Source organism: Gracilibacillus sp. Marseille-QA3620, from assembly GCF_054950035.1.
In genome coordinates this window covers 668342-694655 of sequence record NZ_CM143102.1, presented here as the reverse complement: position 1 = coordinate 694655, position 26314 = coordinate 668342, and the positions used below count along the sequence as shown (strand labels likewise).

The 26314-nt window shown below is 43.1% G+C and carries 25 protein-coding genes and 1 riboswitch; of the genes, 7 read left to right on the top strand and 18 right to left on the bottom strand.

Annotated features, from left to right (window positions below; translation table 11 throughout):
- Nucleotides 1-3 precede the first annotated feature (3 nt).
- Both ACY8DX_RS03455 and cls read right to left on the bottom strand, forming a co-directional pair.
- The gene (locus tag ACY8DX_RS03455; RefSeq protein WP_053103778.1) at nucleotides 4-2805 is read right to left on the bottom strand and encodes a response regulator; all 2802 of its coding nucleotides are present in this window, start codon (nucleotides 2803-2805) and stop codon (nucleotides 4-6) included.
- 150 nt (nucleotides 2806-2955) lie between these two features.
- The gene (gene cls / locus ACY8DX_RS03450; RefSeq protein WP_049673039.1) at nucleotides 2956-4404 is read right to left on the bottom strand and encodes a cardiolipin synthase; all 1449 of its coding nucleotides are present in this window, start codon (nucleotides 4402-4404) and stop codon (nucleotides 2956-2958) included.
- 370 nt (nucleotides 4405-4774) lie between these two features.
- Here cls and ACY8DX_RS03445 point away from each other — a divergent pair, with 370 nt between their 5' ends.
- A complete protein-coding gene (locus tag ACY8DX_RS03445; protein ID WP_049672097.1) occupies nucleotides 4775-5008 on the top strand; it encodes a hypothetical protein in 234 nt (77 codons plus the stop codon).
- 42 nt (nucleotides 5009-5050) lie between these two features.
- Here the strand turns inward: ACY8DX_RS03445 and ACY8DX_RS03440 are convergent, their stop codons facing one another.
- The 3 genes from ACY8DX_RS03440 to ACY8DX_RS03430 form a co-directional block, all read right to left on the bottom strand.
- Nucleotides 5051-5773: an amino acid ABC transporter ATP-binding protein gene (locus ACY8DX_RS03440; protein WP_049672098.1), complete on the bottom strand. Its 723-nt coding sequence runs from the start codon at nucleotides 5771-5773 to the stop codon at nucleotides 5051-5053.
- Nucleotides 5770-6426 (bottom strand): amino acid ABC transporter permease, encoded by a 657-nt coding sequence (locus ACY8DX_RS03435; RefSeq protein ID WP_049672099.1) that lies wholly within the window; start codon nucleotides 6424-6426, stop codon nucleotides 5770-5772. Before ACY8DX_RS03435 ends, ACY8DX_RS03440 begins: the two co-directional genes overlap by 4 nt.
- 76 nt (nucleotides 6427-6502) lie before the next feature.
- A complete protein-coding gene (locus tag ACY8DX_RS03430) occupies nucleotides 6503-7321 on the bottom strand; it encodes a basic amino acid ABC transporter substrate-binding protein (protein ID WP_049672100.1) in 819 nt (272 codons plus the stop codon).
- A gap of 215 nt (nucleotides 7322-7536) precedes the next feature.
- On the opposite strand from ACY8DX_RS03430, the gene ACY8DX_RS03425 reads away from it, so the two are divergent.
- On the top strand, nucleotides 7537-8610 hold the full coding sequence (locus tag ACY8DX_RS03425; RefSeq protein ID WP_462406205.1) for an AI-2E family transporter: 1074 nt from the start codon (nucleotides 7537-7539) through the stop codon (nucleotides 8608-8610).
- Between the two features lie 134 nt (nucleotides 8611-8744).
- On the opposite strand, the gene ACY8DX_RS03420 is transcribed toward ACY8DX_RS03425, so the two are convergent.
- Both ACY8DX_RS03420 and nadE read right to left on the bottom strand, forming a co-directional pair.
- Entirely contained in the window at nucleotides 8745-11498 is a 2754-nt protein-coding gene (locus ACY8DX_RS03420; RefSeq protein WP_049672102.1) for a dynamin family protein, read from the bottom strand.
- Nucleotides 11499-11820: 322 nt separating this feature from the next.
- Nucleotides 11821-12639, bottom strand: coding sequence for an ammonia-dependent NAD(+) synthetase (nadE, locus tag ACY8DX_RS03415; protein WP_049672103.1), 819 nt, complete (start codon nucleotides 12637-12639; stop codon nucleotides 11821-11823).
- A 199-nt stretch (nucleotides 12640-12838) separates the two neighbouring features.
- On the opposite strand from nadE, the gene ACY8DX_RS03410 reads away from it, so the two are divergent.
- The 3 genes from ACY8DX_RS03410 to ACY8DX_RS03400 all read left to right on the top strand — a co-directional run bounded on the left by ACY8DX_RS03410 (nucleotide 12839) and on the right by ACY8DX_RS03400 (nucleotide 15335).
- Nucleotides 12839-13597 (top strand): hypothetical protein, encoded by a 759-nt coding sequence (locus tag ACY8DX_RS03410; RefSeq protein ID WP_049672104.1) that lies wholly within the window; start codon nucleotides 12839-12841, stop codon nucleotides 13595-13597.
- Nucleotides 13598-13831: 234 nt separating this feature from the next.
- The gene (locus tag ACY8DX_RS03405; RefSeq protein WP_049672105.1) at nucleotides 13832-14359 is read left to right on the top strand and encodes a DoxX family membrane protein; all 528 of its coding nucleotides are present in this window, start codon (nucleotides 13832-13834) and stop codon (nucleotides 14357-14359) included.
- Between the two features lie 160 nt (nucleotides 14360-14519).
- Nucleotides 14520-15335 (top strand): ZIP family metal transporter, encoded by an 816-nt coding sequence (locus ACY8DX_RS03400; RefSeq protein ID WP_049672106.1) that lies wholly within the window; start codon nucleotides 14520-14522, stop codon nucleotides 15333-15335.
- Between the two features lie 165 nt (nucleotides 15336-15500).
- Here the strand turns inward: ACY8DX_RS03400 and ACY8DX_RS03395 are convergent, their stop codons facing one another.
- The gene (locus tag ACY8DX_RS03395; RefSeq protein ID WP_049672107.1) at nucleotides 15501-15887 is read right to left on the bottom strand and encodes a DUF302 domain-containing protein; all 387 of its coding nucleotides are present in this window, start codon (nucleotides 15885-15887) and stop codon (nucleotides 15501-15503) included.
- Between the two features lie 175 nt (nucleotides 15888-16062).
- Nucleotides 16063-16107, top strand: a riboswitch (PreQ1 riboswitch).
- A gap of 8 nt (nucleotides 16108-16115) precedes the next feature.
- Here ACY8DX_RS03395 and ACY8DX_RS03390 point away from each other — a divergent pair.
- Together ACY8DX_RS03390 and ACY8DX_RS03385 are read left to right on the top strand one after the other, a co-directional pair.
- On the top strand, nucleotides 16116-16601 hold the full coding sequence (locus tag ACY8DX_RS03390; RefSeq protein ID WP_049672108.1) for a QueT transporter family protein: 486 nt from the start codon (nucleotides 16116-16118) through the stop codon (nucleotides 16599-16601).
- Between the two features lie 281 nt (nucleotides 16602-16882).
- Complete coding sequence (locus ACY8DX_RS03385; protein ID WP_049672109.1) at nucleotides 16883-17317, top strand: ferritin-like domain-containing protein; 435 nt, start codon at nucleotides 16883-16885, stop codon at nucleotides 17315-17317.
- A 75-nt stretch (nucleotides 17318-17392) separates the two neighbouring features.
- Here ACY8DX_RS03385 and ACY8DX_RS03380 read toward each other — a convergent pair whose 3' ends face one another.
- The 10 genes from ACY8DX_RS03380 to ACY8DX_RS03335 form a co-directional block, all read right to left on the bottom strand.
- Nucleotides 17393-18217, bottom strand: a complete 825-nt coding sequence (locus ACY8DX_RS03380) for a DUF368 domain-containing protein (protein WP_049673040.1) — start codon at nucleotides 18215-18217, stop codon at nucleotides 17393-17395.
- A gap of 125 nt (nucleotides 18218-18342) precedes the next feature.
- A complete protein-coding gene (locus ACY8DX_RS03375) occupies nucleotides 18343-19329 on the bottom strand; it encodes a quinone oxidoreductase family protein (RefSeq protein ID WP_439803274.1) in 987 nt (328 codons plus the stop codon).
- An 18-nt stretch (nucleotides 19330-19347) separates the two neighbouring features.
- Entirely contained in the window at nucleotides 19348-20121 is a 774-nt protein-coding gene (locus ACY8DX_RS03370; protein ID WP_049672111.1) for an enoyl-CoA hydratase/isomerase family protein, read from the bottom strand.
- Between the two features lie 21 nt (nucleotides 20122-20142).
- The gene (locus ACY8DX_RS03365) at nucleotides 20143-20910 is read right to left on the bottom strand and encodes an SDR family NAD(P)-dependent oxidoreductase (protein ID WP_049672112.1); all 768 of its coding nucleotides are present in this window, start codon (nucleotides 20908-20910) and stop codon (nucleotides 20143-20145) included.
- Nucleotides 20907-21659 carry a 2-phosphosulfolactate phosphatase gene (locus tag ACY8DX_RS03360; protein WP_049672113.1) on the bottom strand — a complete coding sequence of 251 codons (753 nt, stop codon included), beginning with the start codon at nucleotides 21657-21659 and terminating at the stop codon, nucleotides 20907-20909. The genes ACY8DX_RS03365 and ACY8DX_RS03360 overlap by 4 nt, the downstream gene beginning before the upstream one ends.
- 1 nt (nucleotide 21660) lies before the next feature.
- Nucleotides 21661-22728: a phosphotransferase family protein gene (locus tag ACY8DX_RS03355; protein WP_049672114.1), complete on the bottom strand. Its 1068-nt coding sequence runs from the start codon at nucleotides 22726-22728 to the stop codon at nucleotides 21661-21663.
- Between the two features lie 19 nt (nucleotides 22729-22747).
- Nucleotides 22748-23146 carry an acyl-CoA thioesterase gene (locus tag ACY8DX_RS03350; protein ID WP_049672115.1) on the bottom strand — a complete coding sequence of 133 codons (399 nt, stop codon included), beginning with the start codon at nucleotides 23144-23146 and terminating at the stop codon, nucleotides 22748-22750.
- Nucleotides 23143-24045, bottom strand: a complete 903-nt coding sequence (locus ACY8DX_RS03345; protein WP_082197189.1) for a 3-hydroxyacyl-CoA dehydrogenase family protein — start codon at nucleotides 24043-24045, stop codon at nucleotides 23143-23145. Before ACY8DX_RS03345 ends, ACY8DX_RS03350 begins: the two co-directional genes overlap by 4 nt.
- A 14-nt stretch (nucleotides 24046-24059) precedes the next feature.
- Nucleotides 24060-24626 (bottom strand): TetR/AcrR family transcriptional regulator, encoded by a 567-nt coding sequence (locus tag ACY8DX_RS03340; protein ID WP_049672117.1) that lies wholly within the window; start codon nucleotides 24624-24626, stop codon nucleotides 24060-24062.
- A gap of 51 nt (nucleotides 24627-24677) precedes the next feature.
- Nucleotides 24678-26288, bottom strand: coding sequence for a long-chain-fatty-acid--CoA ligase (locus ACY8DX_RS03335; protein ID WP_049672118.1), 1611 nt, complete (start codon nucleotides 26286-26288; stop codon nucleotides 24678-24680).
- Nucleotides 26289-26314 lie beyond the last annotated feature (26 nt).

Below are 26314 nucleotides of genomic sequence, written 5' to 3'. Positions count from 1 at the left end.
CACCTACTTCGTCAGCCAAACACGCATCACGGAGAATAATTGTTCCAAATTAATTGGTTTGCTAATATAATCCGTCGCTCCGGCTTCAAGACATTTCTCACGGTCGCCTTTCATCGCCTTAGCAGTCAATGCAATGATTGGGATAGATATAAATTCAGGATTGGATCGAATGTGACGCATGGTTTCATAGCCATCAAGCTCCGGCATCATAATATCCATCAGAATCATATCCAGCTCTTTTTCCACTTGCAGCAAATTCAAGCATTCGATCCCATTCTCAGCAACGACTATTTCCACCCCTTTGCTTTCTAACGCATTCTTAAGGGCAAAAATATTGCGGTGGTCATCATCCGTGATAAGGACTCGTTTGCCCTTAAAGACATCTAGAAGCTCTTCTTCCGCTTCAATCTCAGCAGCTGCTGCAGCTATCTCGTCCGTCTCTTCCTTATGAACGGCCACTTGCTCTAACACTTCATTTGGTATTGGCAAATGGATCATATCGTTCGTTTGGTCTTTTTGCATACCCTCTGGAAGATTCGGCAAATACACAGTAAACACGCTGCCCTCATGCTCCCTGCTCTCAAGCGTAATAAATCCGCCCAGCAATTTCGCAAACTCGCGGCAAATGGATAATCCAAGTCCTGTTCCGCCATATTTGCGGGCTGTAGCACCGTCTGCCTGTTGGAATGCCTCGAAGATTAATTCCTGCTTTTCTGAAGCAATGCCGAGTCCAGTATCAGACACAACGATTTTCATCCAGAAATCAGATTGGACATTTTGATTCAGTGCTTCTTTTTCCTTCGTATTTTTCACCTTTTCAAGCTTTAATGTAACGGCACCCTTATCGGTAAATTTAACAGCATTGGAAAGTAAATTTTTGATGATTTGCTGCATTCGCTGTTCATCTGTATAGAAAATAGAAGGGAGGTCCTGCTCAATTTCCACATTAAAGGTAAGCCCCTTCTGCTCAGCCATCGGCAGGAATGATCTTTCAAGTGTTTCGACAATCTCGCGGATATTAGCTTCATTGAAGAAGACTTCAAGCTTTCCGGCCTCTATCTTGGAGAGATCGAGAATATCATTAATCAATAACATCAAATCATTGCCTGATGTATAAATAACCTTTGCAAACTCTCTTTCTTCCTCTGTATACTCACCATTCTGTTTCTCTGAAAGCATTTCAGATAGAATCAAGATGCTGTTCAGCGGGGTACGAAGCTCATGAGACATATTAGCGAGAAACTCAGATTTATATTTCGAGCTTTGCAGAAGCTGTTCGTTCTTCGCCTCAAGTTCTTCTTTCGAGAATTCCAGCTCTCTTGATTTTTGTTCAGCCTCCTGGCTGCGTTCTTCAAGCTGCTCGTTGATCATGCGCAGTTCCTCTGATTGCATTTGTAATTCCTCTGATTGAGACTGCAGCTCCTCTGCTTGCACTTGGAGCTCCTCTGTCATAGCCTGAGAATCACTTAGTAATCTTTCAATCTCCATACGGCTCAGTACACTGTGAATGGCCATGCCCAATGTTTCAACCATTTGGATTAAGGCTTGATATTCAAGCTCACTAAAGCCCTTCATACTGGCAAATTCCAATACGGCAATCGTATCTCTTTCATATAGAACTGGGGCAATTAAGATGGCTTTGGGGCGTACATCACCAAGTCCTGTCTTGATCAGCTGATAATTCTCAGGTACATCCTCAATGAGGACAACCTTTTTATCAATGGCTGCCTGTCCAACAATTCCCTCTCCCATCTTAAATTGCTCCCTGCCGCCATTTCCATAGGAAGCGACCCGGCGGAAGATTGGCTCATCATTGTCTTTTTGCTTCAAATAGACAGCTCCAATGGATGCACCAAGCATTGGTGTTAGCTTGGATACTAAACGATCGGCCAATTCATTAACCTGAAAGATGCCTTGATTCATCTCTGCTACCTCAGCTAGCTGTGTCTGAATCCAGTTCTGGTCAGTAATCTTCTTCGTATATTCTTTTTCATTGCGGGAATAGCTCTCAAGTGAAGCAGACATATTATTAAACGCTATCGCAATACGGCCAATTTCATCTTCCGTTCTAACTCTCAGTCTCGGCATGGACGTTGTATCGCGTAAATCGACCTTGCTGATGACATCAGTGATTTCATTCAGCTCTTTCGTTGTCGAACGAATAACCCAGTAGGCAATAAGACTTGTTAATAATAAGGATAGAATAATTGCCATTCCGACAATTATCTCCATTTGATCATATTTTTCCTGAGCACGTAAAAGCGCATCATCCATCAAGTCTTCTTGGAAAGTAATAAATTCCGTGATTACGGGAACTAAATTTTCCCCAGAATCTGCGAGACTCCTCATCAGTCCATTATAATCATTTGTTGAACCTCTTCCCATCTCAGTGAGAACCTGGCTTTCGTTCTGGGTGTAAATATCATACATGGCCTTAAACTCAGCCAGCAGTTCTTCCCCTTTTTCGGTGTTCGCCATTGATTGGAGCTTAGAATATCGGTCTTCTATCATAATATGATATTGATTAATCTGATCAAGAGTTTGATTGACCTTCTCTGCATCCGTCTGTGATTCAGCTAAAGCTAAAGATGCCTGCATACCCAAAAAGTTCTTCTGAATATCATTCGTATAGCTGACTTTCTGATAGCGATCATTTACGATTTCAAGCATATCTTCACGTGAGCTGTTCAAACGGCCAGCTATGATACTAAGCACGATAATACTTATTGCCAGCATTAGCCCGAAGCCAACAGTCAGCCGTTTGGAAAAACTCATTCGGCTCACTTTTTTTTCATCTTCGCTCATCCAACCACCCTCTCTCATTTGTCGAATAATACCTGCTTTATTTAAATGGTCACATTGTCATAACAATACAGTATTACTTTCCATTATACTTTATATGACAGACAAAAAGACACTAACTTGCGTCAGCGTCTTTCCTCTTTCTATCAGATATTACAATACAGGGGACAATAAACGGGAGATGGATTCTTTAAATCGAATATAAAGTGTACGATTATTGTATACCTCAGGCGTCAATTCGATACTCTCCATCAAGTCCTCCTCAAATGTATTCCGCAAATTAACAGCAGAATTCTCATGATAGATAATCGCATTCACTTCAAAATTCAGCCTGAAGCTGCGCACATCGATATTGGCCGTTCCCACTGTCGCGAGGCAATCATCAATAACCATCGTCTTGGCATGCAGGAATCCATTCCCATAAAGATAAACCTTTGCTCCAGCCTTCAGCACTTCCCCGACATATGAATAGGTAGCCCAATAAACAAACAAGTGGTCGGGCTTATCAGGAATCATAACCCTGACATCAACGCCCGATACAGAAGCAATACGTATGGCATCAAGGACACTATCGTCCGGAATGAAGTACGGCGTTTGAATATACACATACTCCTTCGCATCCAAAATCATTCGAATATAGCTGTTCTTTATCTGTTCCCATGAAGAATCCGGTCCAGAGGTCACGATTTGCAAACCGACCCCCTCATCCTTCCTCTCATCTGTATATAAGAAATAATCATCGGTCCATTCCATTTTCTCACCTGAAGCTTGCGCCCAGTCCAAAAGGAAACGAACCTGCAGGTCATTCACGGCATTTCCTTTAATACGAAGATGAGTGTCACGCCAATAGCCAAAGCGAGGGTTTAACCCTAAATACTCTTCTCCGACATTAAATCCCCCGATATAACCTACTTCTTTATCAATAACGACAATCTTCCGGTGATTACGGAAGTTAATGCGCAAATTTATGATAGATAATTTCCCGGGGAAGAAAGCATAGGCACTGCCTCCTGCCTCAATAAGCTTTTTAACTCGTTTTTTTGATATTCTTCTCGAACCGGCATCATCATACAGGAGCCGAACTTCAACTCCCTCCTTCGCCTTCTCCGTCAATGCCTCAAGCAGACGGTTGCCGTAGACATCATTTTGGATAATGTAGTAGAGAACATGAATATTCTTCTTTGCAGCGGCAATGTCTTTAAATAATGAATCAAATTTGTCCTTCCCATCAGTGAAGATTTCAAGTTCATTATTCCGCGTATAAAGAGAATGATCTGTTGTCATATTCATCATAATTAAGTCTTTATACTTCTGTGTTAAATATGTATTAAAGGGAGCAACCCCATCACGCAAATGGTGTTTTTGCTGATGTATCCCGCGCTCAATCGCCTCATACCCTCTCTTATCCCATGTAAAGATTCTCCTCTTGCTCAAATTCTGGCCAAGAATGATATAGAGGATGAAGCCGCCGATTGGGATAAACGTCAATACCATCAGCCATGCCCAAGAAGCGCTCACATTACGGCGCTCCAAGAAGGTGATTGTAATCGCAAATATTAAATTGATGACAATCAATAGTATCCAAAAGATCGAATCAATCATTTCCATAGGACAATCCTCTCCAACCCATAAGCGCTATAATCTATATATTAAAAATACCATAAGGTACTAATAATACAAAGGCTCTGTTATTCTTTAGTATTGATTTACGTGGCAGGCTGGTGAAACCAAAGGGGTGGTCGGGGAACCTTCTCTCGTTCTTCATGGCAGCTGCTAGGTCTTCCCTGTCCGCTAATCCCGCAGAAGTAAACACCGCCTGGAATGTTGAGAGACGGGATTCTACTATCAACCTCAAAATAATTCTCCTTTACTTATTATGCTACTGTCGTGTTTGCCCAATTCCTCTATTCATTTGAATAAATAATCATTGAAATGGAATAGTAAATAGCAAAATCAAGAGGAGGATGGGAACATGCCAAGAAGAAGCGACAATACTCATACCAACCCAGAGATCAATCCCGATGCTAATCACGAAAATATCATCAATGACCCTAAAGCCTATAATATGGGGGTTGCCGTCAGCAATTTTTATCCCGGACACGGAATGAGCAAGAATCCTTATCATGTAAAGGACACAGAAGATACCCCTGCTGAAATGGAGCAATTTGAGAAATTGACACGCGGCAAAGATTTACTGGAAAAATAAGAAAAGGGAGATGGCCACGCCAATCTCCCTCTTTATTCCTCCTTAGAGCACCTTGCTTAAGAACAGTTTCGTCCTTTCATGCTGCGGATTTGCGAAAAGTTCCTTCGGTTCATTTTGCTCCACGATATATCCTTCATCCATGAATATAACGCGGTCTCCTACTTCCTTTGCAAACCCCATCTCATGTGTGACAACGACCATCGTCATCCCCTCGCTTGCCAATTGCTTCATGACCTCAAGCACCTCACCAACCATCTCTGGATCCAGTGCAGATGTCGGCTCATCAAACAGCATGATTTCCGGCTCCATCGCTAAAGCACGGGCGATGGCAACCCTCTGCTTCTGTCCTCCTGACAAAGAATCAGGATAGGCATTTGCTTTTTCTGATAGACCGACCTTCTTGAGTAATTCCAGTGCCTTTTCCTTCGCTTGCTCTGCTGATACCTTTTTGACCTTTGTCGGGGCAAGCATCAAGTTCTCAAGAACGGTTTTATGAGGAAAAAGATTAAAGTGCTGAAAAACCATGCCTGTCTTTTGACGGACCTTATTGATGTCTATTTTCTTATCAGCGAGGTCTATCCCATTAATACGAACATGCCCGCCTGAGATGGCCTCAAGTAGATTCAAGCACCGCAGGAAAGTGGACTTCCCGGACCCGGACGGACCGATTACCACTACGACCTCTTTTTGTTTGATAGTTATGCTGATATCCTTTAAAACCTCGTTATCTCCGAATGATTTTTTCAAATTCTCGACGACAATCATTTCGTATCAAGCCTTCTTTCCATTTTGTTTAACAGATAGCTCAAAGAAAGCGTAAGAATGAGATAGATAAAAGCTGAGGCAAGATATGGCTCCCAGACGCGGAAGTACTGGCTTGCCATCGCCCTTCCCCAATAGGTAAGCTCAGGGGCCGCAATAACAGCCGCTATGGAAGATTCCTTTATAAGGACAACAAATTCATTACCTAAAGGCGGAATCATGCGTTTAAACGCCTGTGGCAAAATAACATAGCGCATCGCTTGCCCGCTCGACATTCCGAGTGAGCGCGCTCCCTCCATTTGACCTGTATCAATGGATTGAATCCCCGCCCGGAAAATCTCCGCAATATAGGCAGCTGAATTCAATGATAAAGCAAGTATGGTTGCCAAGATGACATTTGTCTCGCCGGTTATAGCTGGAACAACCCCAAAATGGATTAATAGAAGTTGGACAAATAACGGGGTGCCGCGAAAGAAACCAATATAACAATTAAGCGGTATCGACAATAGCTTGCTTTTCGTTATCTTTCCAAGCCCTATTAATAAACCAAGGACCGTTCCAATTAAAATCCCTGCAATGGAAAGGCCGATTGTATATAAAGTCCCTTTTAGCAGAAAGGGCAGATATTCCTGAATAATATCCCATCTGAAGTCCAATGCCTCATCCTCCTTAGACTAAAAATTGCGTAACATGGCCTTAAATTCCCGATGTTACGCAACTCCATCAATTACGTTACTGCTGCTCTTTTAACGTCTCAACATCCGGCTCAATTCCGAACCATTCCTTGTAGATCTCCGTATAGGTCCCATTATCAATGATGGTCTTTAATGCATCATTAACCTTGTCCTTCAGCTCGCTGTCTTTTGGAAACATCAAGCCGTAGTATTCATTCTCAAATGCGTCCTCATCCGCTACTACCACAAATTTATCCTTAGGATTATTCTTCGCATACTCCTCAACAACCCCGTTATCCGCGACAACTGCAGCGGCACCATTTTGCTTCATTTCCATAATGGCCAATACCGTCGTTTCAAATTTTCGGATGTCTTCATTTTTCTTTCCAACAATCTTCTCTACTGCCAAATGTCCCGTTGTACCCGTTTGTACAGCAACCTTCTTCCCTTTCAAGTCATCTGCTGACTTGATATCGCTTCCTTCAGGCACAAGAATCTTATTTGTTGACAGGAAGTAGGGAACAGAGAAGTCATAGGTTGCTTTTCGTTCATCGTTAATTGAGATTGCTGACATGCCGAAATCTGCTGTTTTATTCTTAACTTCTACGAACAGGGGATCCCAGCCGACATTTTCAATTTCCACCTTGATTCCAGCTTCTTTGGCAACTGCCTTAACTACATCCACATCAAAGCCGACAATCTTACCGCCCTCTTGAAATTCAAAAGGCGAATAATTGGCATCTGTTACGACCCTGTAAGTCTTATCTCCGTCGTCTCCTTTACCGCTTCCAGAGGTTTTTTCCTCACTGGTGCCGCAAGCGGCAAGGACGAGCATAGCACTGGCCAGTACCGATGCCATAATAAATCTCTTTTTCATGAAATCTCCCCTTCGTTATTCAAATATATTTTTTAAATTTTCAAAATTCTATGAAATTTATTATAATCTTCGTTGGAAATTTATGCAATTGAAAATTAGCTTTTCTCTATTAAAGTAATAGAGAAAAAATATCTTCTATTCCTAAAGGGTACGAATTGGTTAAATTAGGGTATAGATGCTTATACATTGATTTGCTAGATATAGGGGGAGCATTTATGTGGGTGAACAAGCCTTTTTTTAAATATGCGAGTGGTTTAATACTTATTCTTATCATCATTTTTTTATTCGGAAAAATTGATTACTTCATATGGCCTTTTCAGAAATTCATTATCACGCTATTCTTTCCCATTTTAATAGCGGGACTGCTTTATTACATCCTTAGGCCAGTCGTCCAATTGCTTAGCTGCTACATGCCGATAGCCATCAGCATCCTCTTAATCTATCTGCTAATTGGGGGACTAGGCTATCTCGCTCTAAAAACAACTGGACCCAAGATTATTTCACAAGTATCTCACCTTATGGATGTCGTACCAGAACGAGCCGAATCGATTGCTGAAACATCCAAAAGTATTATAGAAGACCGCTCACCTGATTTCCTGTCAGTGGAGAAAATCAAGGATTATGCAGGAGACTATTTGGAGGCATTTCCACAAAAGATTTCTACGAATGCGATTACGATTTTTTCAACCATTACGAGTGTGTTAACCGTTATTGTCATCGTTCCATTTATCGTCTTTTACTTCCTGAAGGATGGGCATAAATTGAAGCCGTATCTCCTTCGCCATATTCCCCAGTCAGTCCACGCAGAAGGTGCAAGAATTCTGGCAGAAGTAGACAAGACATTATCGACCTATATCGTTGGTCAATTTATCATTGCTGTCGCCGATGGAGCGATGATGTATATCGGATACTTAATCATCGGCTTAGAAAATGCACTCGTCTTCGCGATCTTTGCCACACTGCTGACAGTCATCCCGTTTCTTGGGCCGTTCATAGGTATCATACCTGCCTTGATCAGCAGCTTCCTAATCAGTCCATTTATGGCTATTAAGGTGTTGATTCTTATGGTCATTGTTCAACAAATTGAGGGACACTTAATCACTCCGCAGGTAATGGGGAAACGACTCGACATCCATCCGTTAACCGTCATTTTTCTCTTACTTGTTGCTGGTTCTCTCTATGGGTTTGTCGGCATCTTAATTGCCATTCCGACTTATTCTGTATTAAAGGTCATCATTAATAACTTCATTCGCTTCTTTAAGCTTCGCAGCAATACATTCGAACAATAAGAGAGCTTGCCTTCCAGGTCTTGGGCTTTGCAGCCAAGCTCAAGACCTGGAAGCAGCAAAAAAAGGCGGAAAACCACATGGTTTTCCGCCTTTTTCGCACTTAGGAATAGCTCCCCTTCTCTTTACTTTTCGTTTTAAGAAACCGTCTGGTATTCCCTATCGGCGAAGACCATCCATTCATATTGGCGCAAGCGCAATTCGAATAGTTTCAATGGATCTCGGTACATTTCTGGTTTCGCACGCATTTTCTCCAGCTGGCGATTATATTTCTCTATCAAGCTATTCGTATCAGCAATCAATGTATTCATCATTTCCTTCGGATTGCTGAAGAACATAGCTACATCTCTTGTAATTGATTTCTCGAACATCTCGAATTGAAGCAGGAATTTATCTGCAATGACCTCTGCCACTTCTGTATAATCCTGTGTTTCAATTAAGCTTGTGTATTTATTGTACATCAAATTCTTGTTCGCAATTGAACCGAATAGCACTCCCGCACTCTTCAGCAATAATTGCTGAGGTGTGTGGCGAAGCAGGATATTGACAGAATCCATTTGAACACCGCTTGTCATTCGGTTTGAGTCTCGGCGCCAGTCATCCAGCACACGGAAATCACAGTCCATATTGACGCGTTCATCCTGATAGATGGCATTAAATCCATCTGCCATTTCAGTCAGGAAGCTTTGACTTTCCTTGAATTCAGCATCCGCTTCCCGAATCCATTCCTGCATGGAATAGAAGTATTTTGGAAGGATGGTCGTTTCAAGATACTCCTGCACGCGTACATTCATCTTTTCATTCAGTTCGATGTGAATCTTCCGGTAATCACTATCTTCAGCTAGCAAGTCCTTGCTCGCTTGAAGAATTTTTGGAATGGCACCGACCACATCATTTCGGATTTCTTCCTTACGTTTCTTGAACGATTGACGAAGCAGCACTGCCTTTTCTTTCTCTAAGTCATCCAATTGATTCAAGGCTGCTTTCAGCTTAGACAAGAGATCCTCATTCTTGTGTATGGAATCAACCAATTCCTCTTCTCGCTCAAGTCTTTGGTCAAGCAAGGAGGAGATTGTCTCACGAACATAATGAAGAAGCCTCATCGTACGCTGGCTTTCCTTGTATGGCTGAACAAGATTGGCCTGAAGGAATTCCGTGAAATCCCTCAACTGGCTTGCACCCTTATAGTGAGCGGAATGAGCAAAAATCTTCGCATTCGGCAAGTATGGATTAATTTTCTTCCAAGCCTCATCCACAATGCGAATAGCTTCTTGGTCGTTATGGACAAGGTCCATCTTATTCAGCAAGAAGTGAATTGGCAAATCTGGCGCCTGCTCCTGAATCATGAGGACAATATCTCTTTCCCTATGACTGAAAGGATCATTCACATCAAGAACAAAGAGAAGACTGTCTGCCATATGCAAGTAGCGGCGCACCTCCTGAGTCTTACTATTGGCAATACTGAACCCTGGTGTGTCAATAATCGCAATGCCGTTATCCTTTAAGAAGGCGCTTGGCAGTCTGTAATCAATGATGCGCGGAGGACCGCCCATCCATTCGCGTGATGTAATACGTTCTTCAACTTCATCATCATTCAGATGAATGATGGATGAATCGGTAACCTCGCTTACATTCTCCTCTTCACCATACTTATACATCACAGCTGCCGCAGTCGGCAGGTCAAATGAATCCTCTCCAAGAATGGAGTGAATCAAAGCAGATTTTCCATTGCCGCTAGTCCCGGCAATCATCAAACGCTGCACATTTAAGTCGAGCATCTCATCCATGATCCATTTATGTCTTTCACTGACAGCTAAATCATTCTCCATTGCCCATTTGTCAATGGTTTCAAAGAGGCGGATGCCATCCTCCAGTCCATCTCGGTCATAGGTGAGTCCTGAGAGGATATGCTCTGCTATTCCGACATCTTCACCACTTAATGTAGACGGGAAGTGATCATTCCAAGCAAGAACGCTTGAAGAAGCCAGCAAGGCTTGATTCCTGTCTGTCAGGCGCACCCAATTCCGAAGAAGACTTGGAACAACAGCTTTTAATGACTTAACCGATCTCTCTCCATTAATTAGGTCAAAATAAGCATCCTTGAACAAGGCAGATAGAGCTGGGTAGGAGCTCTTCTCAGAGATTTCAAGATCCTGCAGCAGGTCATTGAAGCCTTGAATCCACGTCATATAAGAAGCTTCACCTTCATAGCTGTGCCATAGGGCAGCAGCGAGGCCTTCAAAACGCTTATCATTGATGTCATAAAGCTTATGCAGCGCCGGATAGAAGTAAGCCGGATCCAGATTCTTTGTTACTCCATCTTCAATATAAGATTGAAGGATATTGTACCAATCAATAGATTCTGTTCTCATTGCTTCATTGATAGCCAGCTCAACTGCGCTGCCCCAATCCATTTGCTCTTCAAAGAAATTCCGGGCTAAAGAAGTCACTTGGTCATCATCAGGATTCAATCGAACAACCTTCTTAATGGTTTGATCGGCCGAGCTTAGCTTTTGTGTTTTTATGTAAAGGGTAAATAATTGTAAACCCACCTCGGTATTTAATATGATTGAATCCGATTGGATAGATTTATACATCTCTTCCGCTGTGGAATATAGCTCTACGGCGAAATAGGCATCTGCCATATTTTTCTTTGCCCATGGTTCGAGCTCATTTGTCACCTGTTCCCATTTAAATATCGCCGTTTCGTAGTCTTTGTAAAGGTAATACAACTCCCCTTGAGCAAAGCGGAGATTGGATAGCTCCGGAATATCCTGGTCCTGTTCCTGCAGGACATATTCACTTATGACAAGTACTGGATTTACTGTACTGTCTTTATCTATAAAGGTCTTATAATAAGATTTCTCAATTAACATATTCTCATTACTCATACGACCCCTCCTTAGTTCTATATGACATTGTACATTCACTCTTAAGCATGTAACTAATATAGTTTAATAAATCTGGATTGCAATACGATTTCCATTTAGCAACAAGTTGAATACATATTTACAGTTTATCATGTGTTTTTGTCACATTTGCAATAAAAATTGGATTACCTTTTCCTTTTCCCTCAATCATTCCACCCAAAACGTTAAGATTATTATTATTTTAATATATTGTAAAGGGAAGAGATAGTGATTTTATTCACCTGGCTGCCACCAATGAAATCAAGCCTGCAGGCAAAAGACTGCAGGCTTGATTTTACAAACATTATTTCCACCAATTATCGAACATGGATGTTGGTAATTGACGCTTATGCTCCGTTTTTAAATATTGATTTTCAATCTTTCTCGCAGCCTCTAAACTGACTTGTTTTCCCTCCAAATAATCATCAATCGTATCATAGGAGATTCCAAGCTCTGTTTCATCTGCCTGCTGAGGCTTATGATCAAGCAAATCGGCCGTTGGTACCTTAAGATAAAGTCGCTCCTCAGCCCCAAGCTCCTTTAACAGCTCCTTGCCCTGTCTCTTTGATAGACCGGTTAATGGGAGCAAATCGGCACCGCCGTCTCCGTATTTCGTGAAGAAGCCGGTTACCGCTTCTGCTGCATGGTCTGTTCCAATGACAAGCAATCCTCGCTGGCCGCCGACAGCATATTGTGCAATCATGCGAAGTCTTGCCTTCGCATTCCCTTTATTGAAATCAGTAAGAGGCTCTGATGCTGCCTCCTCATATTGGGCTGCTACAGCATCAACGGCTGGCTTGACATTAAAAGTCAATGCTTCATCTGGCTTTATGAATTGTATGGCGGCTTGCGCATCATCCTCATCATGCTGAACGCCATAAGGGAGCCGTACCGCAACAAATGTCGCTTCAGTTCCTTCTTCACGCAAGGATTCAACGGCCATTTGAGCTAAGCGCCCCGCAAGCGTGGAGTCCTGCCCTCCGCTTATACCGAGAACGAACCCTTTTGCACCTGTTTTCATTAAATAATCCTTCAGGAATTGCACTCTTTTTTCAATTTCTTCTTTAGGATTGATGGTTGGCTTCACGTTTAACGCTTCAATTATTTGTGCTTGTAAACTCATTTTAGCGCTCTCCTCCTTTAACTCCTCTTTATTGTTCCTCTATTTTCCATCGATAATCTCTTTTATAGAGTTTATTTTACTCTATCTCCGTTTTTTTCAAAACTGTTTGACCATCAAAGAAAGAAGGAGACTTATTTTTTTCTTCTTTTAATTATTTTAATATAATAATAAGGTAAGCTTCTTGTAAAGGAGGAGAGCTATGATCCTGAAAGATGCGCTAGCCATCCCAAATCTATTCATCATGTGCAGCCTAATAGGCTTTTCAATTGAATTTATGTTTAAACTAATGAACCATAAAACCTTCATGGCAGCCTTGCTCCCTGCCATTCTCTTTAGTCCGTTATATGGATTAGCTCTTTGTCTATTTTTGATCTTCAAGCCAATTTCCTTGCCCGTTGAATCGACTGTAATTGTCTCAGCATTGCTTTTGTTAGAAGCCTTTAAACGCCTCGTCCGATCTCATATGATACCGAATTTACCAGCGGAAAATTCACGCATTCTATTGCTTGGGATTCTAATGTGGACAATCAGTTTCCTTATTCTATCTGAGCAGGTTTATCCTCGAGTGAAAGATGTCATCACAGATATGCCCTTTTCATGTTCAATCTTATTCATTTATAGTCTTTTTTATATTGTCTTTGTCTATCTGATTCAAAAAGGATTCAAGAAACTGAATGAGGATATTAGTAACCTGGAAATGATTGATACAACAAGAACTCAAGTCCAAACTGCACGGAATGAACTCATTCATGGTCTTATTGAGTTAGATATTCATCAAGAAGAGTTTTTGGAGGAGGTCAATGAAGAATGTAAGCAGGATATGACCGACTTAGACCGGCAATTTGAGGAGATTCTTCTGCAATTAAGTCCCCTGCAGCAAAAAATAATCAGGGCTTACCCTTCTTTAATTCCTGATAGGAAGCCTTCAAAAGAGAAGGTTAACCGCAAGGATGGTTAGTGTTATACATCACCTTTAAGGATGTGCATCCCTGTATTTCAGCATCCTTCATTCCTATTGTAAATAGACTTTAAAATTTGCCAAATAATGTTCAAAAAACCTTGGATAAAGTTTGAATAAAGCAAATTGCTCAATTATTCACAAACGATATGCTGTATAAATAAAGTATAGCAAATAGCTGATCTTCCATTCCGCGGCAGAAGGTCAGCAAAAATCATTTAGGAGTGAATGAACATGATGGAATGGTTAAGAACAAATAAATATGCATCCGGACTTTTGCTTATCATCCGGTTATATCTTGGATACGAATGGTTTATACATGGATTAGAGAAAATCAGAGGCGGTGCTTTCGATGCTTCAGGCTTCCTCACTAATATCATTGCTAATCCGGTCAAAGGCCCGGACGGTACAGCTCTTTATCCAATGTATAATTCTTTCATTGAAAATTTTGCCCTTCCTAATGTAGGCATCATCAATATCTTAATTCCTTGGGGCGAATTCTTTGTCGGGCTTGGACTACTTTTGGGAGTACTAACAATAGCCGCCGTATTCTCCGGACTCTTGATGAACTTCCTGTTTGTCTTTGGCGGTACAGTTTCTACAAACCCAGCAATGATTGTTCTTGGTTTTATCATCCTCGCTGCAGGGGCCAATGCCGGTAAACTTGGCGGAGACTATTATGTCCTCCCTTGGATTAGAAGAACACTATTTAAGAAAAATGATAACCCACATTTCCCAGTAAAAGATCAGCCCGCTCATTAATCGTAGGCTATAAAAGCCTGAAGTCCTTGACTTCAGGCTTTTTTCGATGGAAAATACACCTATAATCTACATAAAAGAAGGCTAGTTTCATTGAATAAATATCTTTTACCCTAATAAGATATAGAATGATACAAAACCTGCTTTCCTCTGGAGGGATATTATGCTGGAATGGTTCACAAGTCTTCCCGTCATGTTCCAGGCTTTCTTAGCAACTTTATTCACTTGGGGCATGACGGCTCTTGGGGCGGCTCTTGTCTTTACAACCAAAAATGTTAATATGAAGTTTCTTGACAGCATGCTCGGCTTTGCCGGAGGGGTCATGATTGCAGCCAGTTTCTGGTCCCTGCTGTCTCCTGCTCTTGAAATGGCAGAAGGAGGTCCTCTCCCATCCTGGTTCCCTGCTGCGGTCGGTTTCCTTTGCGGCGGCCTCTTCCTAATGATATTGGATAAAGTCCTGCCTCATCTTCATCCGGATAAACCGCTCGGTCAAGCAGAGGGAATTCATCCAGAAAACAAGAAGCGAAGCACATTGCTCGTTCTAGCCATCACCTTGCATAATATTCCGGAAGGCCTTGCCGTTGGTGTTGCCTTTGGTGCTGTGGCTGCCGACTTGCCAACTGCATCCCTTACTGGAGCAATTGCACTAGCTATCGGGATAGGCATTCAAAACTTTCCGGAGGGTTTGGCGGTTTCCATGCCGCTTAGACGAGATGGAATGTCGCGAAAGAAAAGCTTCCTTTACGGACAATTTTCTGGGATGGTTGAACCGGTTGCCGCTGTCATTGGGGCTGTTGCGGTTCTGTTTATTCAGCCGCTTCTGCCTTATGCACTAAGCTTTGCTGCCGGTGCCATGATCTTCGTTGTAGCAGAAGAGGTAATTCCGGGCTCACAGGAAAACGGCAATACTGACCTTGCCTCCTTATTCCTGATGATAGGCTTTACCGTGATGATGATTTTGGATGTTGCCCTAGGTTAATTCATAGATACAAGCAGAAGAAGACAAACCCATTCATTATAGGGCTTGTCTTCTTTTTTTACCTTCTATAGCTTGCTCATAAGGATGAGCCCCTCTGCTGACTTTCTTACATCAAACTGCAGCAACTATCCACGTATTCATTCAAACAGGTGCTCTAATCTATTGTTACTTACAGGCATGATCGATACATTTGACTAAACGTGACTCGATGTCCTCAGCAACTCCTTTGAGTCGGTCATTTTCCAGCATACTGATTAAGGCAGTCGGTTTAGGCATACCGATTTTTGTTTGACCATCATCCTCATATACGACTATTTTGCAAGGAAGAAAATAACTGGCAAGACTCTCTTCCTCTAGCACTTTCTTAGCTTCCTGGGGATTGCAAATTTCAAGTATGACAAAGTTCCCATCAAACTCCACCCCTTTTTCCTGCAGCTTCTCTTTCATTTCCACACTCCAAAGGATTCCGAATTTCTCTTCTTTTAATGAGTCCTCCAGTCTGCCAATAGCCTCTTCAACTGACATAGCAGCCTCTTTTGTATAATGAAACATCGAAATACCTCCTTTATTAAGATTCTCCATTTTCTATTCCCCCGTAGGCTCTCATTAATCCTTTTTTTAGGGAGGCAGTAACAACTCAAGAGACCATTGTCCAAAGAGACAATATATCCCACAAAAACATTTCAAATTTACAAATGCATGTAAAACAAGGTATTATAAGCAAGGTGTAAACGTGGTTCGTAACCATCCCACGATAAAAAACTAAGGAGAGAAACATAAATGAAAATCAGAACACTTGCGGTGAACGGTGTGCTGGCTGCTCTTTATATTGCAGTCACTATGCTAATACAGCCATTTGGCTTCACCAATGTACAATTTCGAATCTCCGAGATGTTCAACCATCTCGTCGTATTCAACAAGAAATATTTTATCGGTATTGTTATCGGGGTCTTCTTCTCAAACCTCTTCTTCTCCTCTCTAGGTGTCTATGACCTTATTTTTGGAGTAGGACAATCTGTCTTGGCCTTATCCCTCACCATTCTGACTGCCCGCTTTGTGAAGAACATTTGGGCACGGATGGTTGTTAACACGATTGTCTTCACGGCGACGATGTTCTTGATTGCCATCGAGTTAAACATCGTACTTGGATTCCCATTCTGGATTACTTATTTAACGACTGCAGTGGGTGAATTCGTTGTCATGGCCGTTGGGATGCCAATCATGTACGCCTTGAACAAGCGTATCAACTTCAAGAATTTAATATAATAAAAAGAAACATGAAAGCTGGTCCAAAAGCTCCTATAAGGGGTTTTCGGATCAGCTTTTTTTGATAGGCTTCTGTTCTTGCAAGCCTTTCGTTTTCCAATGATTTTTCTATCCTAATACTAGATTTAATCCTCCCTAAAATTGCTCCATATCACTTATAAAAAGACAAAACGGCTTAAACAATGATTCATTCTTCATTATTTTGTCATCAAATAAATGCTTAATTACTCTTATATTAGGGTATCTTTATTTTGAGGAATTAATGAAGGAGGTCCTTTTTAATGGATGAGAAATTAAAAGAATTGATCGATGGATTAAATGAAGATTTAGCAAATGAGTATGCAGCATCAATTATGTATACAAATTATGCTGCAATGGTTTCCGGTTTATTTAGACAAACATTAAAGCCTTTCTTCGAAGGAGAAATCTCTGACGAACAAGGCCATGCTCTATACTTATCTGAAAAAATCGCCACACTTGGCGGAACACCTACTGTCACACCAGCTGAAGTTAAACAAACTACAGATGTAAAGGTTATGCTTGAATCAGCCTACCAAGCGGAAAAGGATACAATCGACCGTTATGAAACACGCAAAAAACAAGCGGAAGAACTAGGCTTAACTGAATTAGTCGTTAAGCTTGAAGATCTTATCTCTGATGAGACAGGCCATATGGAAGAGCTTGGCCGCATCCTTTCTGATTCAAGATTTGACTAAAAAATACACAACAAATAAGCTCGAAGAAGGAAGAGTCCTCTCTCCCTTCTTCGAGCTTATATTTTTTAGTGAAAATTATTTGCCAGGTATCTTCTGCTCTGTAGCAGTAAAGAATTTAGTCACCAATAAACCGCACACAAATGTGATGATGCACAGAATCAAAGCCAACGGGCTATTCGGAAGTCCAGGGAATACAACAAATACAGAACCCGCAATCAATCCCATTATGATGGCAAATGTCATATGAGGGAATTGAAGAAGCAAGTAGGCAATTGCTTTGCTGCTGAGAATAAACCCAAGGGCTGCCCCGGCGCCAACCGCCATAATGACTGGCAGATTCAGGTCAGATAAAGCAGATATGATCGTCGAATAAGCCCCAATCAATAGAAGAACAAATGATCCGCTGATTCCTGGAAGGAGCATGGCCATACTCGCAAGCCAGCCGGAGAAGAACAATCTTACATATGTCCCAGCTGTAAATGAGCTGATTACGGCTTCTTCATTCGTCTGGATAAAGGCCATAGAGGCAAGAATACCTCCAACAAGGACCAATACCCCTATATGCTTTACATCAAAATTACTCTTCACATCTGCTTGTTTCGCGATAAACGGAAACACTCCAATAATTAGGCCTAAAAAGAAAAACTGTGTCGGCTCATAATGGTTCTCCAATAAGTAATCAATAACACGGCTGAAGGCAAGGATGGCAAATCCCATTCCGAGTGCCAAGGGAAGCAAAAAACCCAAATGCCTCCTCCAATCCCTGCTGAAAATACCGCTGATGGCTAACAAAAAGCGGTCGTAAATCCCTAAGATGAAAGCGATGGTTCCTCCGCTCACTCCTGGGATTAAATCACTTATGCCCATTAAGAGCCCTCGATAGATATTCTTCCATTCCAAGTTTATAATCAACTCCATCATAGTTTCGTGCTCTTAGTGTACAATTTTCCGATGGGTGGAGACAATGGCACTTCCTGCAAATATGAAAAAACTCCCCAGTTCATCAGGGGAGTTCAATAAGGGTATTATGAATGATTCACTTCAAGGATGATTTTTCCGGAGGTTTTTCTTGATTGCATTAATTCATGAACCTTTGCAGCCTCCTCTAGCGGATACGTGTCCCCGATGATTAATTGAAGCTTGCCTTCCTCCAAATATTCAAACAGCTCACGTACACTTCTTACGAATAATTCTCTTTTCCTCATAATCTGCGGAAGGAAGAAGCCAATAACGGATTGATTTTTCGCCATTAAGGAGGACGGATGCATGACGGCCTGTTCTCCGCTTGCCACTCCATAAATGACGACTCGTCCAAATGGAGCCAAGCATTTCAGCGTATTCTTAAACACATCTCCCCCAGCCATCTCCAAGGCAACATCCACACCTCTGCCTTCTGTGGCATCAAGCACCTCTTGATGCCAGCCTTCCTTCGTATAATTGATGCACACATCCGCACCGAGGGATTTCGCGAGCTCAAGCTTTTCATCGGTACTTGCTGTCGCAATCACCTTTCTAGCGCCAAATAGCTTCGCGAGCTGAACGGCAAGCGTTCCGACTCCGCCTGCAGCAGCATGAACTAACACGGTCTCATCCTTTGAGAGACAGCCCATCGTTTTTAGAATATGATAGGCACTGAGTCCCTGCAGCGGCAAGGAGACAGCCTGCTTGAAGTCAATCTCTTCCTTCAGCATGACAAGAACGTTCCTGGCATCAACTACAGCATACTCAGCATAGCCCCCGGACTCAATTAATGTTACGACGCGTGAACCGATATTGACATTTGTCACTTCTGCTCCCGCCTCTACAACCACTCCTGCAATTTCAGCCCCTGGGATAAATGGCAGCTTTGTCGGTACGACATACTGCCCTTCCCTTCTAGCCGTATCGGCATAGTTAACACCAATAGCATGAATTTCAATCAATACTTCTGACGGTCCTGGCTTTGGCTTTTCAATATCGATAGTCTTTAATACTTCTGGTCCGCCATATTCCGTAAATTGTACAGCTTTCATCCGTTAGAATACCTCCTTTTATTTCCCCGTGAATTGTGGGCGCCGTTTCTCCTTGAAGGCTTGAATGCCTTCTTGATGGTCTTCTGTAGCAACCATCATGATTTGCGTCATTCTCTCCCGCTCCAATACATCCTCCAATGTTGCCGTAAACGAATAATCAATCATCTTCTTCATCTGTCCATATGCCTGGCTTGGTCCAATCGACAAAAGCCCGGCATATCGCATGACTTCATCATTTAACTCTGCGAGCGGTACAATCTTATTGACAACACCGAGCTGGTAAAGACGCTCTGCCGGAATTGGCTCAGCAGAGAAGAAAAACTGCTTCGCCAAATAAGGACCCACTAGACGCGGAAGAAAGTAGGAGCCTCCTCCATCTGAGATCAGTCCGACCTGGGAAAAACTTAAGGCAAACTTACTGTCATCTGAGGCAATGATTAAGTCACAAGCAAGAGCAAGATTAAATCCCGCTCCTGCAGCAAAGCCTTGGACAGCTGCAATAACAGGTTTTTCAACTGCTTTGATGGCAAGGATGCATTCATTCATTTTGCCGAGATGTTCATATACGTCTACGGGTTGATTAGACCCCATCGACTTAACATCCCCTCCAGCGCTGAACGCCCGCCCGGCGCCTGTCAGGACAATCGCACGAACATCCGGATTCTTGCCCGCCTCCTTCATTTCCTTTGTCAGCCCAGCAATCATCTTTGGACTGAAGGCATTTAAGCTATCAGGTCTGTTCAAAGTCAATACCAATACTTTACCATGCATTTCTTTTACTAAATGTTCCATTCACCATTCCCCTTTTCCTGTTTATGTAATCATCCAACCGCCATCTACTAAAAGGTCTGAACCGGTCATATAGGAAGCATCACTTGAAGCGGCAAAAGCAATTACCTTAGCAATCTCTTCACTTGTCCCAACTCTTCCGAGGGCTGTATTCCGCTTAATGGATTGTACGAATTTTTCATTGGTTAAGGACCATTCTGTCAGAGGCGTCTCCGCAAATCCCGGGGAGACAGAATTCACCCTGATTCCGTATGGGGCCAGCTCCAAGGCTAAGGCATGAGTGAAATTGATGACAGCCGCCTTTGCTGAGCTGTAATGAGGCAGATGCGAGGCTGCCTTATGCCCGGATAGGCTCGCAATGTTAACAATCGCTCGATTCCCGCCAGTAATCGCACTTTCCGCCATCATTTTCCCCAGGACTTTTGAAACAATAAAGACACTTTTCAAATTGATTTCCTGAACAATATCCCATTCATCAACAGATGTATCGAGAATCTTTGACTGTATAGATCCACCCGAATTATTAATGACAATATGAAGACCCATATAATAATCATCAATGAAACGGGCTAAACCCTGTATATCCTCTTCCTTGGTCGAGTCAGCAACAAAATAGACTGCCCTTTCTCCTCCTGCCTGTTTATTAATTTCTGCTGCCGCGGCCTCTAGCTTTTCCTTTGTCCGTCCGGTAATGATGACGTTTGCGCCTTCCTTGGCCAAAATTATGGCAGTTGCCAGGCCAATGCCGCTGCCGCCGCCAGTAACGACCGCCGTCATTTCAGCAAATCTCACGAATTTTTCAACTCCCCTATTTGTTCTGCCGTAACTCGGCCATTCTTTAGTACGGCGATGATTTCAGCTTCGCCAACTGAAGAAGCTAATTTCAAATCTTCATGAAAGCCGTACCTCAAAAGCAGCTGCCCAACATAAGAGCCTGCAAGCCGTTCATACGGACTTGCCTCACCATACTGATACAATGCCAATGCAGCCTTAGCTGCATCATTTAATTCAAGCTTCTCCTGTGTCTGTCCAAAGCAGGCAATCAAATGGCCTGCTCCATAAAAATCCTCCAAGCTTAGCTCACCTGAATTTCCCGAGCACACAATCATGATGGTTTCCTCTTTATATGCGGTCAAAATCCGTTTTGCGGTGATGGCATTATTCAACAAAGAAGAAATATATACACGTTTTGAGCCAGCTGCCATTCTAAGTGCAACCGTCCCATTGGTCGTTGAAAGTATCAGCGTTTTGTCCTTAATTTCATTCTTAATTTCTGAAGGACTGGGATAGATGAACCCTTCAATCGGGCCAGCGTTCAATTCACCTGCCATAAGCATTTCGCTTGTGTTGAACGCCATGCTTTCACGTACAGCCTCATCAGGATTCTGAACAGGAATGACTTCCTTTGCTCCCTCCTTCAAAGCAGAAACGATAGTTGTTGTTGCGAGCAGCACATCGAGAACAACGGCGATTTTTTCCCCTTCGGCCATTTTTTCAACCGAAATGTCCTCCTTGCGAATCAGCAATTGAATTTTGACCATACTATGACCTCATGACCATTGCCGCATGCTCTATTAAACCCTTTACATAGACATGAAGATTTCTAAAACGTTCATCCCTTGTTTGCCCGCGGTGGAAGCGGTAGTAAATTTGCTGGCAGATGCCTGCTAGCTTAAAGTAGGCAAACACCTTATAAAACTTCATGTCTGAAACATCTCTTCCGCTCAAGCTGGCATATTCATGGAGAAATTCATCCCTGGAATAAAAGCCTTCACGAATCGTGATTGACTCCTTCCCCAGACCCTTTTGCAGGAATGGCGGATCATCCTGCCCGGTCCAATAGCTGAGGGCAACACCGAGGTCGGCCAATGGATCTCCCACTGTTGTCATCTCCCAGTCAAATAATCCGGCCATACGGGCGCCATCATGCGTGAACATCGCATTATTTAGCTTATAGTCGTAATGAATAATGGCAGCATGGCTTCTTCCTGGTATATGGGCAGCAAGCCACTCAGCTACCTCCTCTGCTGCCGGTACCTCATGAGTCCTCGCTTTTTCATAACGCTTAATCCAGCCGTACGTCTGCCTTTCCATAAATCCATCCGGCTTGCTCATTTCGGCGAGTCTCGTATTCTCATACGGGATTTGATGGAGATCGACTAATCGTTTCACCATTTCCTTTGAAAGGTTTTGATACAATTCCCTTGAGGCCGTGACACCCTCCGGAATCTCGGTATCAAACACATACCCCTGTTTCCGCTCCATCACGAAAAACGGGCTGCCGACCACTTCAAGATCGTTGGAGAAAAGCATCGGCTTTGGCGCGGGGTCAAACACCCGGCTTAAATCAGATAGAATCGTGAATTCACGCTCCATATCATGGGCTTTAGGCGCTACCGGACCAAGTGGCGGTTTCCGTAGAACGGCTTGCCACTCCCCCATCCTTAATTGATAGGTCAAATTAGAATGACCAGCTGAGAATTGCTCAATCTCAAGGTTCCCACTCGGGAGCCTCTCGAGCTTCGTTCTCAAATACGCCTCAAGTCTTCCACTATTAAGCTCCTCTCCAGCCCTTACTGGTATGGTTTCCTTTGAAAGATTTTGTTTCATCTATGTTTTACACCTCCGTTTAGGCATTCATATTCTTTAGCAATTTATTCTTCAAATCCTCGGGTATTGGCTCACTCAGCTTTGCCTCTTTGTTATAAAAAGCAATAACAGCATGGCCCTTAGCAATGATGGTTCCTGTTTGAGCACAGGAAATATTATGTGAAAGCTGAAAGCTCTTTGTCCCGACTTTCTCTATGGAGGTATCGATGCGAAGAATCTGGTCAAAATAAGCCTGATTGATAAAGTCGCATTTAGTGGACACGAGTACGAAGGACCAATTTTGATGAGCGGCATTCCAGCCAAGCTCCTTTAGTAAATGAAGCCGAGCATCTTCCATATAGATGAAATAACTTGTATTATTTACATGTCCCAAGGCATCCGTCTCCGCAAACCGGACCGTAACATCCATTGAATTCATCTTTTATTCACCCCGGTCTTTTCCGTCTTCCGCTGTTCTTCCCCATATTCATACCAGCCGTTTCCTGTCTTGCGGCCCAGCTTCCCTTGCTGTACCTTTTCTATAATGCTTGCATTCGGCTGATCATTCGGATCACCAGTCTCCGAGTATCTTTGCTGCATCACATCATAAATGACATCATTGCCCGAAAGGTCTAACAGCTCAAAAGGTCCAATAGGATGACCGAGCGCCGTGCGGCAAATTTGGTCGATATCCTTAAAGTCTGCAATGCCTTCTTCATAAAGATGAAGAGCCTCCTTATGAATTGCCCCAAGAATCCGGTTGGCGACAAAGCCGGAGATTTCCTTTCGTAACAAGAATGGACGCCGATTAATCTGCCGGCATACCTCCATAGCTGCTTGTACTGTTTCCTCTGAGGTCTGCTCACTCATGACAACCTCCACACAATTCATGACTAACGGCGGGAAGAAGAAATGCATGTTCACGAATTTATCTGGACGCGATGTAACCGGTGCAAGCAGGCTGTTCACGATGGTAGAGCTGTTTGTCGCAAAGATGGTATGTGCTGGCACACTCTCTTCCAGCGCTTGAAAAAGCTCCTTCTTAACGGATAGCTTTTCAACCACTGCTTCAATGACAAGGTCGGGCCTCTCCGCTGATGTCTTAAAATCATTCGTGAAGGATAATCTGCTGAAAGCCTGCTTTACTCCTTCTTCTTCTATTTTCCCTTTCTGCACCCATTGCTTCATAAGTGATTCCAGCGCCTTCTCTGCCTGTGAAAGCTGATTCGTATCAAGGTCATAAAGAATGGTCTCAAAGCCTCCGAGTGCGCAAAGCATCGCAATTTGCCGGCCCATTTGCCCCGCTCCCATGACCGATATTTGTTTAATCGGCTCCATGCATAGTCCCTCCCTCATTTGACTGCTATTCCGGTCAAAAGCATATCCACAAACATTTCGGATACATCCTCTTCCGTCAGTCTTCCTCCTGGTTGAAACCATTGATAGCACCAATTCGCCATTCCAAGAATGCCGAAGGTCACAATCGCAGGATCCAATTCCGGACGAAGCTCTCCGTTTTCTATGCCCTCCTTGACTACCTGCTCCATATTCAATCGAAATAAATCTCTTTTCGGAACGATTTGGCTGAGCTTATCCTCACTCAATGCCTTCATCTCACGAAAGAACACCTTTGCACTCTGCCCTTGGCATTGTATATCATGAATCAAGAGAGAAATAATACGATGGATCTTAGTCGATGCTGCGGCAGAGGAATCCCGAAGGATTTCCTCCTGCCTGGCAATCAATCCATCAATATAGGAAAGATGGATGTCCATCAGCAATTCTTCCTTGCTAGAGAAATAATAGTAAAAGGTTCCTTTCGTAACCCCGAGTGTTTCGACGATATCCTGAATAGATGTTTCGGCAAAACCTCTTCTCTCAAAGAGCCGGATACTGCTTTCGATGATTTTATCTTTCATGATTTATGGCCCCCGTTTCTTCTCAGAGTCTTTGCCCTGCTCCCGGCTTGTTCAAGATTTCGTATGGACTTCCTCTCTAAGTGCACGTCGCAGAATTTTACCGACATTGGTTTTCGGCAGCTCTTCTCGGAAGTCAACCATCGTCGGCACACGATAAGCGGCCATATTTTGTTTACAGTATTCGATGATTTCTGCCTCATCAACAGTTTGGCCGTCCTTTAAAACAAGAATCGCTTTAACCGTTTCCCCTCTATATTCATCTGGAACCCCGATGACGACTGCCTCCTGAACAGCAGGGTGCTCATACAGCACCTCTTCTACATCACGCGGATAAATATTGTATCCGCTCGCTATGATCAAATCCTTCTTCCGGTCAACGATAGACAAATAGCCATCCTCATCCACCTTGGCAATATCTCCCGTATAGAGCCAGCCGTCCCTAAGGGTGGCACTTGTCTCCTCTGGCATGTTCCAATATCCCTTCATTACCTGCGGGCCTTTCACAATCAGTTCACCGAGCTCCCCGCTCGGCACCTCCTGCTCACCGGTCGCAAGGTCAACAATCTTATACTCAGTGGATGGGAAACCAATACCGACGGTACCCGGCTTTCGTACTGCGAAGGATGGATTGCAGTGTGTCACTGGAGCAGCCTCTGAAAGCCCATAGCCTTCAAGCACGTTTGAGCCTGTCTTGTCCTCAAAGTTTCTCATCAGCTCCACCGGCATCGGGGCACTGCCGCTATTGCATAATTTAATGCTGTCAATGCCATATTCCTGTGCTTTTGGATGTGCATTAATGGCAACATACATCGTCGGTACACCCGGAAATATAGTCGGCTTCTCCTGTTTAATTGTCTGGAGAACCTCCTCAAGATTGAAGCGCGGCAGCAAGATGTTCTCCCCTGCCATTTGAATGCAGGCGTTCATGCAGGCTGTCATGCCAAATACATGGAATAGAGGGATGACCGTTAAATAGCGTTCATTGCCATGCTGAATGGAAGTCTTAAAGAATTCCTTTGTTTGATAAATATTGGCCACCAAATTGCGGTGGGTCAGCATTGCCCCTTTAGAGCGGCCAGTTGTCCCTCCTGTATATTGCAATACCGCGATATCCTCCTCGGGCACGATTGTTACAGGCTTAGGAGGTTCTGTGCCAATAGCCATGAATTCCTCAAAAGTCCGGTCATCGAATTTTGCCCCAGACGGCTGCAAACTGACAACGATGACCGTTTTTAGATTTGTATTCTCTTGAATACTTTTGACTGCTTCATAGAAGGCATCCAGTACAATAATCGTTTCTGCTCCCGAATCATCAAGTATATGTTTAAGCTCACGTGCAACAAGCATCGGATTGACCTGGGTGACAATTCCGCCGGCAATCAGTGCCCCGTAATAGCCAACTACATACTGCGGACAGTTTGGAAGCATAATAGCCACCCGGTCTCCCTTTTTGACCCCGCTTTTTTGCAGGGCTGAAGCAAACCCGTGCGCCATTTGTGATAAAGCCTGATACTTGATTTTTCTGCCAAAAAACGAAATGGCGTTGTTGTTTGGGGACTTTTCTGCAGTTTCTTGGAGGATTTCCGGAAGTGACTGATTAGGAATGCTGATTTCTGTTGAGATATTTTCGGGATAATGCTTATACCATGGTTTTTGTTCCATTTTTTCATCTCCCACTCTTCATAGTT

Excerpts from the sequence above, each read along its gene's own strand:
- ACY8DX_RS03455 (WP_053103778.1), bottom strand. The coding sequence starts at position 2,805 with ATGAGCGAAGATGAAAAAAAAGTGAGCCGAATGAGTTTTTCCAAACGG.
- ACY8DX_RS03430 (WP_049672100.1), bottom strand. The coding sequence starts at position 7,321 with ATGAAAAAGAGATTTATTATGGCATCGGTACTGGCCAGTGCTATGCTC.
- ACY8DX_RS03385 (WP_049672109.1), top strand. The coding sequence starts at position 16,883 with ATGGATGAGAAATTAAAAGAATTGATCGATGGATTAAATGAAGATTTA.
- nadE (WP_049672103.1), bottom strand. The coding sequence starts at position 12,639 with ATGAGTTTACAAGCACAAATAATTGAAGCGTTAAACGTGAAGCCAACC.
- ACY8DX_RS03355 (WP_049672114.1), bottom strand. The coding sequence starts at position 22,728 with ATGAAACAAAATCTTTCAAAGGAAACCATACCAGTAAGGGCTGGAGAG.
- ACY8DX_RS03425 (WP_462406205.1), top strand. The coding sequence starts at position 7,537 with ATGTGGGTGAACAAGCCTTTTTTTAAATATGCGAGTGGTTTAATACTT.
- ACY8DX_RS03445 (WP_049672097.1), top strand. The coding sequence starts at position 4,775 with ATGCCAAGAAGAAGCGACAATACTCATACCAACCCAGAGATCAATCCC.
- ACY8DX_RS03395 (WP_049672107.1), bottom strand. The coding sequence starts at position 15,887 with ATGTTTCATTATACAAAAGAGGCTGCTATGTCAGTTGAAGAGGCTATT.
- ACY8DX_RS03440 (WP_049672098.1), bottom strand. The coding sequence starts at position 5,773 with ATGATTGTCGTCGAGAATTTGAAAAAATCATTCGGAGATAACGAGGTT.
- ACY8DX_RS03360 (WP_049672113.1), bottom strand. The coding sequence starts at position 21,659 with ATGGTCAAAATTCAATTGCTGATTCGCAAGGAGGACATTTCGGTTGAA.
- ACY8DX_RS03390 (WP_049672108.1), top strand. The coding sequence starts at position 16,116 with ATGAAAATCAGAACACTTGCGGTGAACGGTGTGCTGGCTGCTCTTTAT.
- cls (WP_049673039.1), bottom strand. The coding sequence starts at position 4,404 with ATGATTGATTCGATCTTTTGGATACTATTGATTGTCATCAATTTAATA.
- ACY8DX_RS03350 (WP_049672115.1), bottom strand. The coding sequence starts at position 23,146 with ATGAATTCAATGGATGTTACGGTCCGGTTTGCGGAGACGGATGCCTTG.
- ACY8DX_RS03400 (WP_049672106.1), top strand. The coding sequence starts at position 14,520 with ATGCTGGAATGGTTCACAAGTCTTCCCGTCATGTTCCAGGCTTTCTTA.
- ACY8DX_RS03345 (WP_082197189.1), bottom strand. The coding sequence starts at position 24,045 with ATGGAGCCGATTAAACAAATATCGGTCATGGGAGCGGGGCAAATGGGC.
- ACY8DX_RS03410 (WP_049672104.1), top strand. The coding sequence starts at position 12,839 with ATGATCCTGAAAGATGCGCTAGCCATCCCAAATCTATTCATCATGTGC.
- ACY8DX_RS03370 (WP_049672111.1), bottom strand. The coding sequence starts at position 20,121 with ATGGAACATTTAGTAAAAGAAATGCATGGTAAAGTATTGGTATTGACT.
- ACY8DX_RS03375 (WP_439803274.1), bottom strand. The coding sequence starts at position 19,329 with ATGAAAGCTGTACAATTTACGGAATATGGCGGACCAGAAGTATTAAAG.
- ACY8DX_RS03405 (WP_049672105.1), top strand. The coding sequence starts at position 13,832 with ATGATGGAATGGTTAAGAACAAATAAATATGCATCCGGACTTTTGCTT.
- ACY8DX_RS03340 (WP_049672117.1), bottom strand. The coding sequence starts at position 24,626 with ATGAAAGATAAAATCATCGAAAGCAGTATCCGGCTCTTTGAGAGAAGA.
- ACY8DX_RS03420 (WP_049672102.1), bottom strand. The coding sequence starts at position 11,498 with ATGAGTAATGAGAATATGTTAATTGAGAAATCTTATTATAAGACCTTT.
- ACY8DX_RS03335 (WP_049672118.1), bottom strand. The coding sequence starts at position 26,288 with ATGGAACAAAAACCATGGTATAAGCATTATCCCGAAAATATCTCAACA.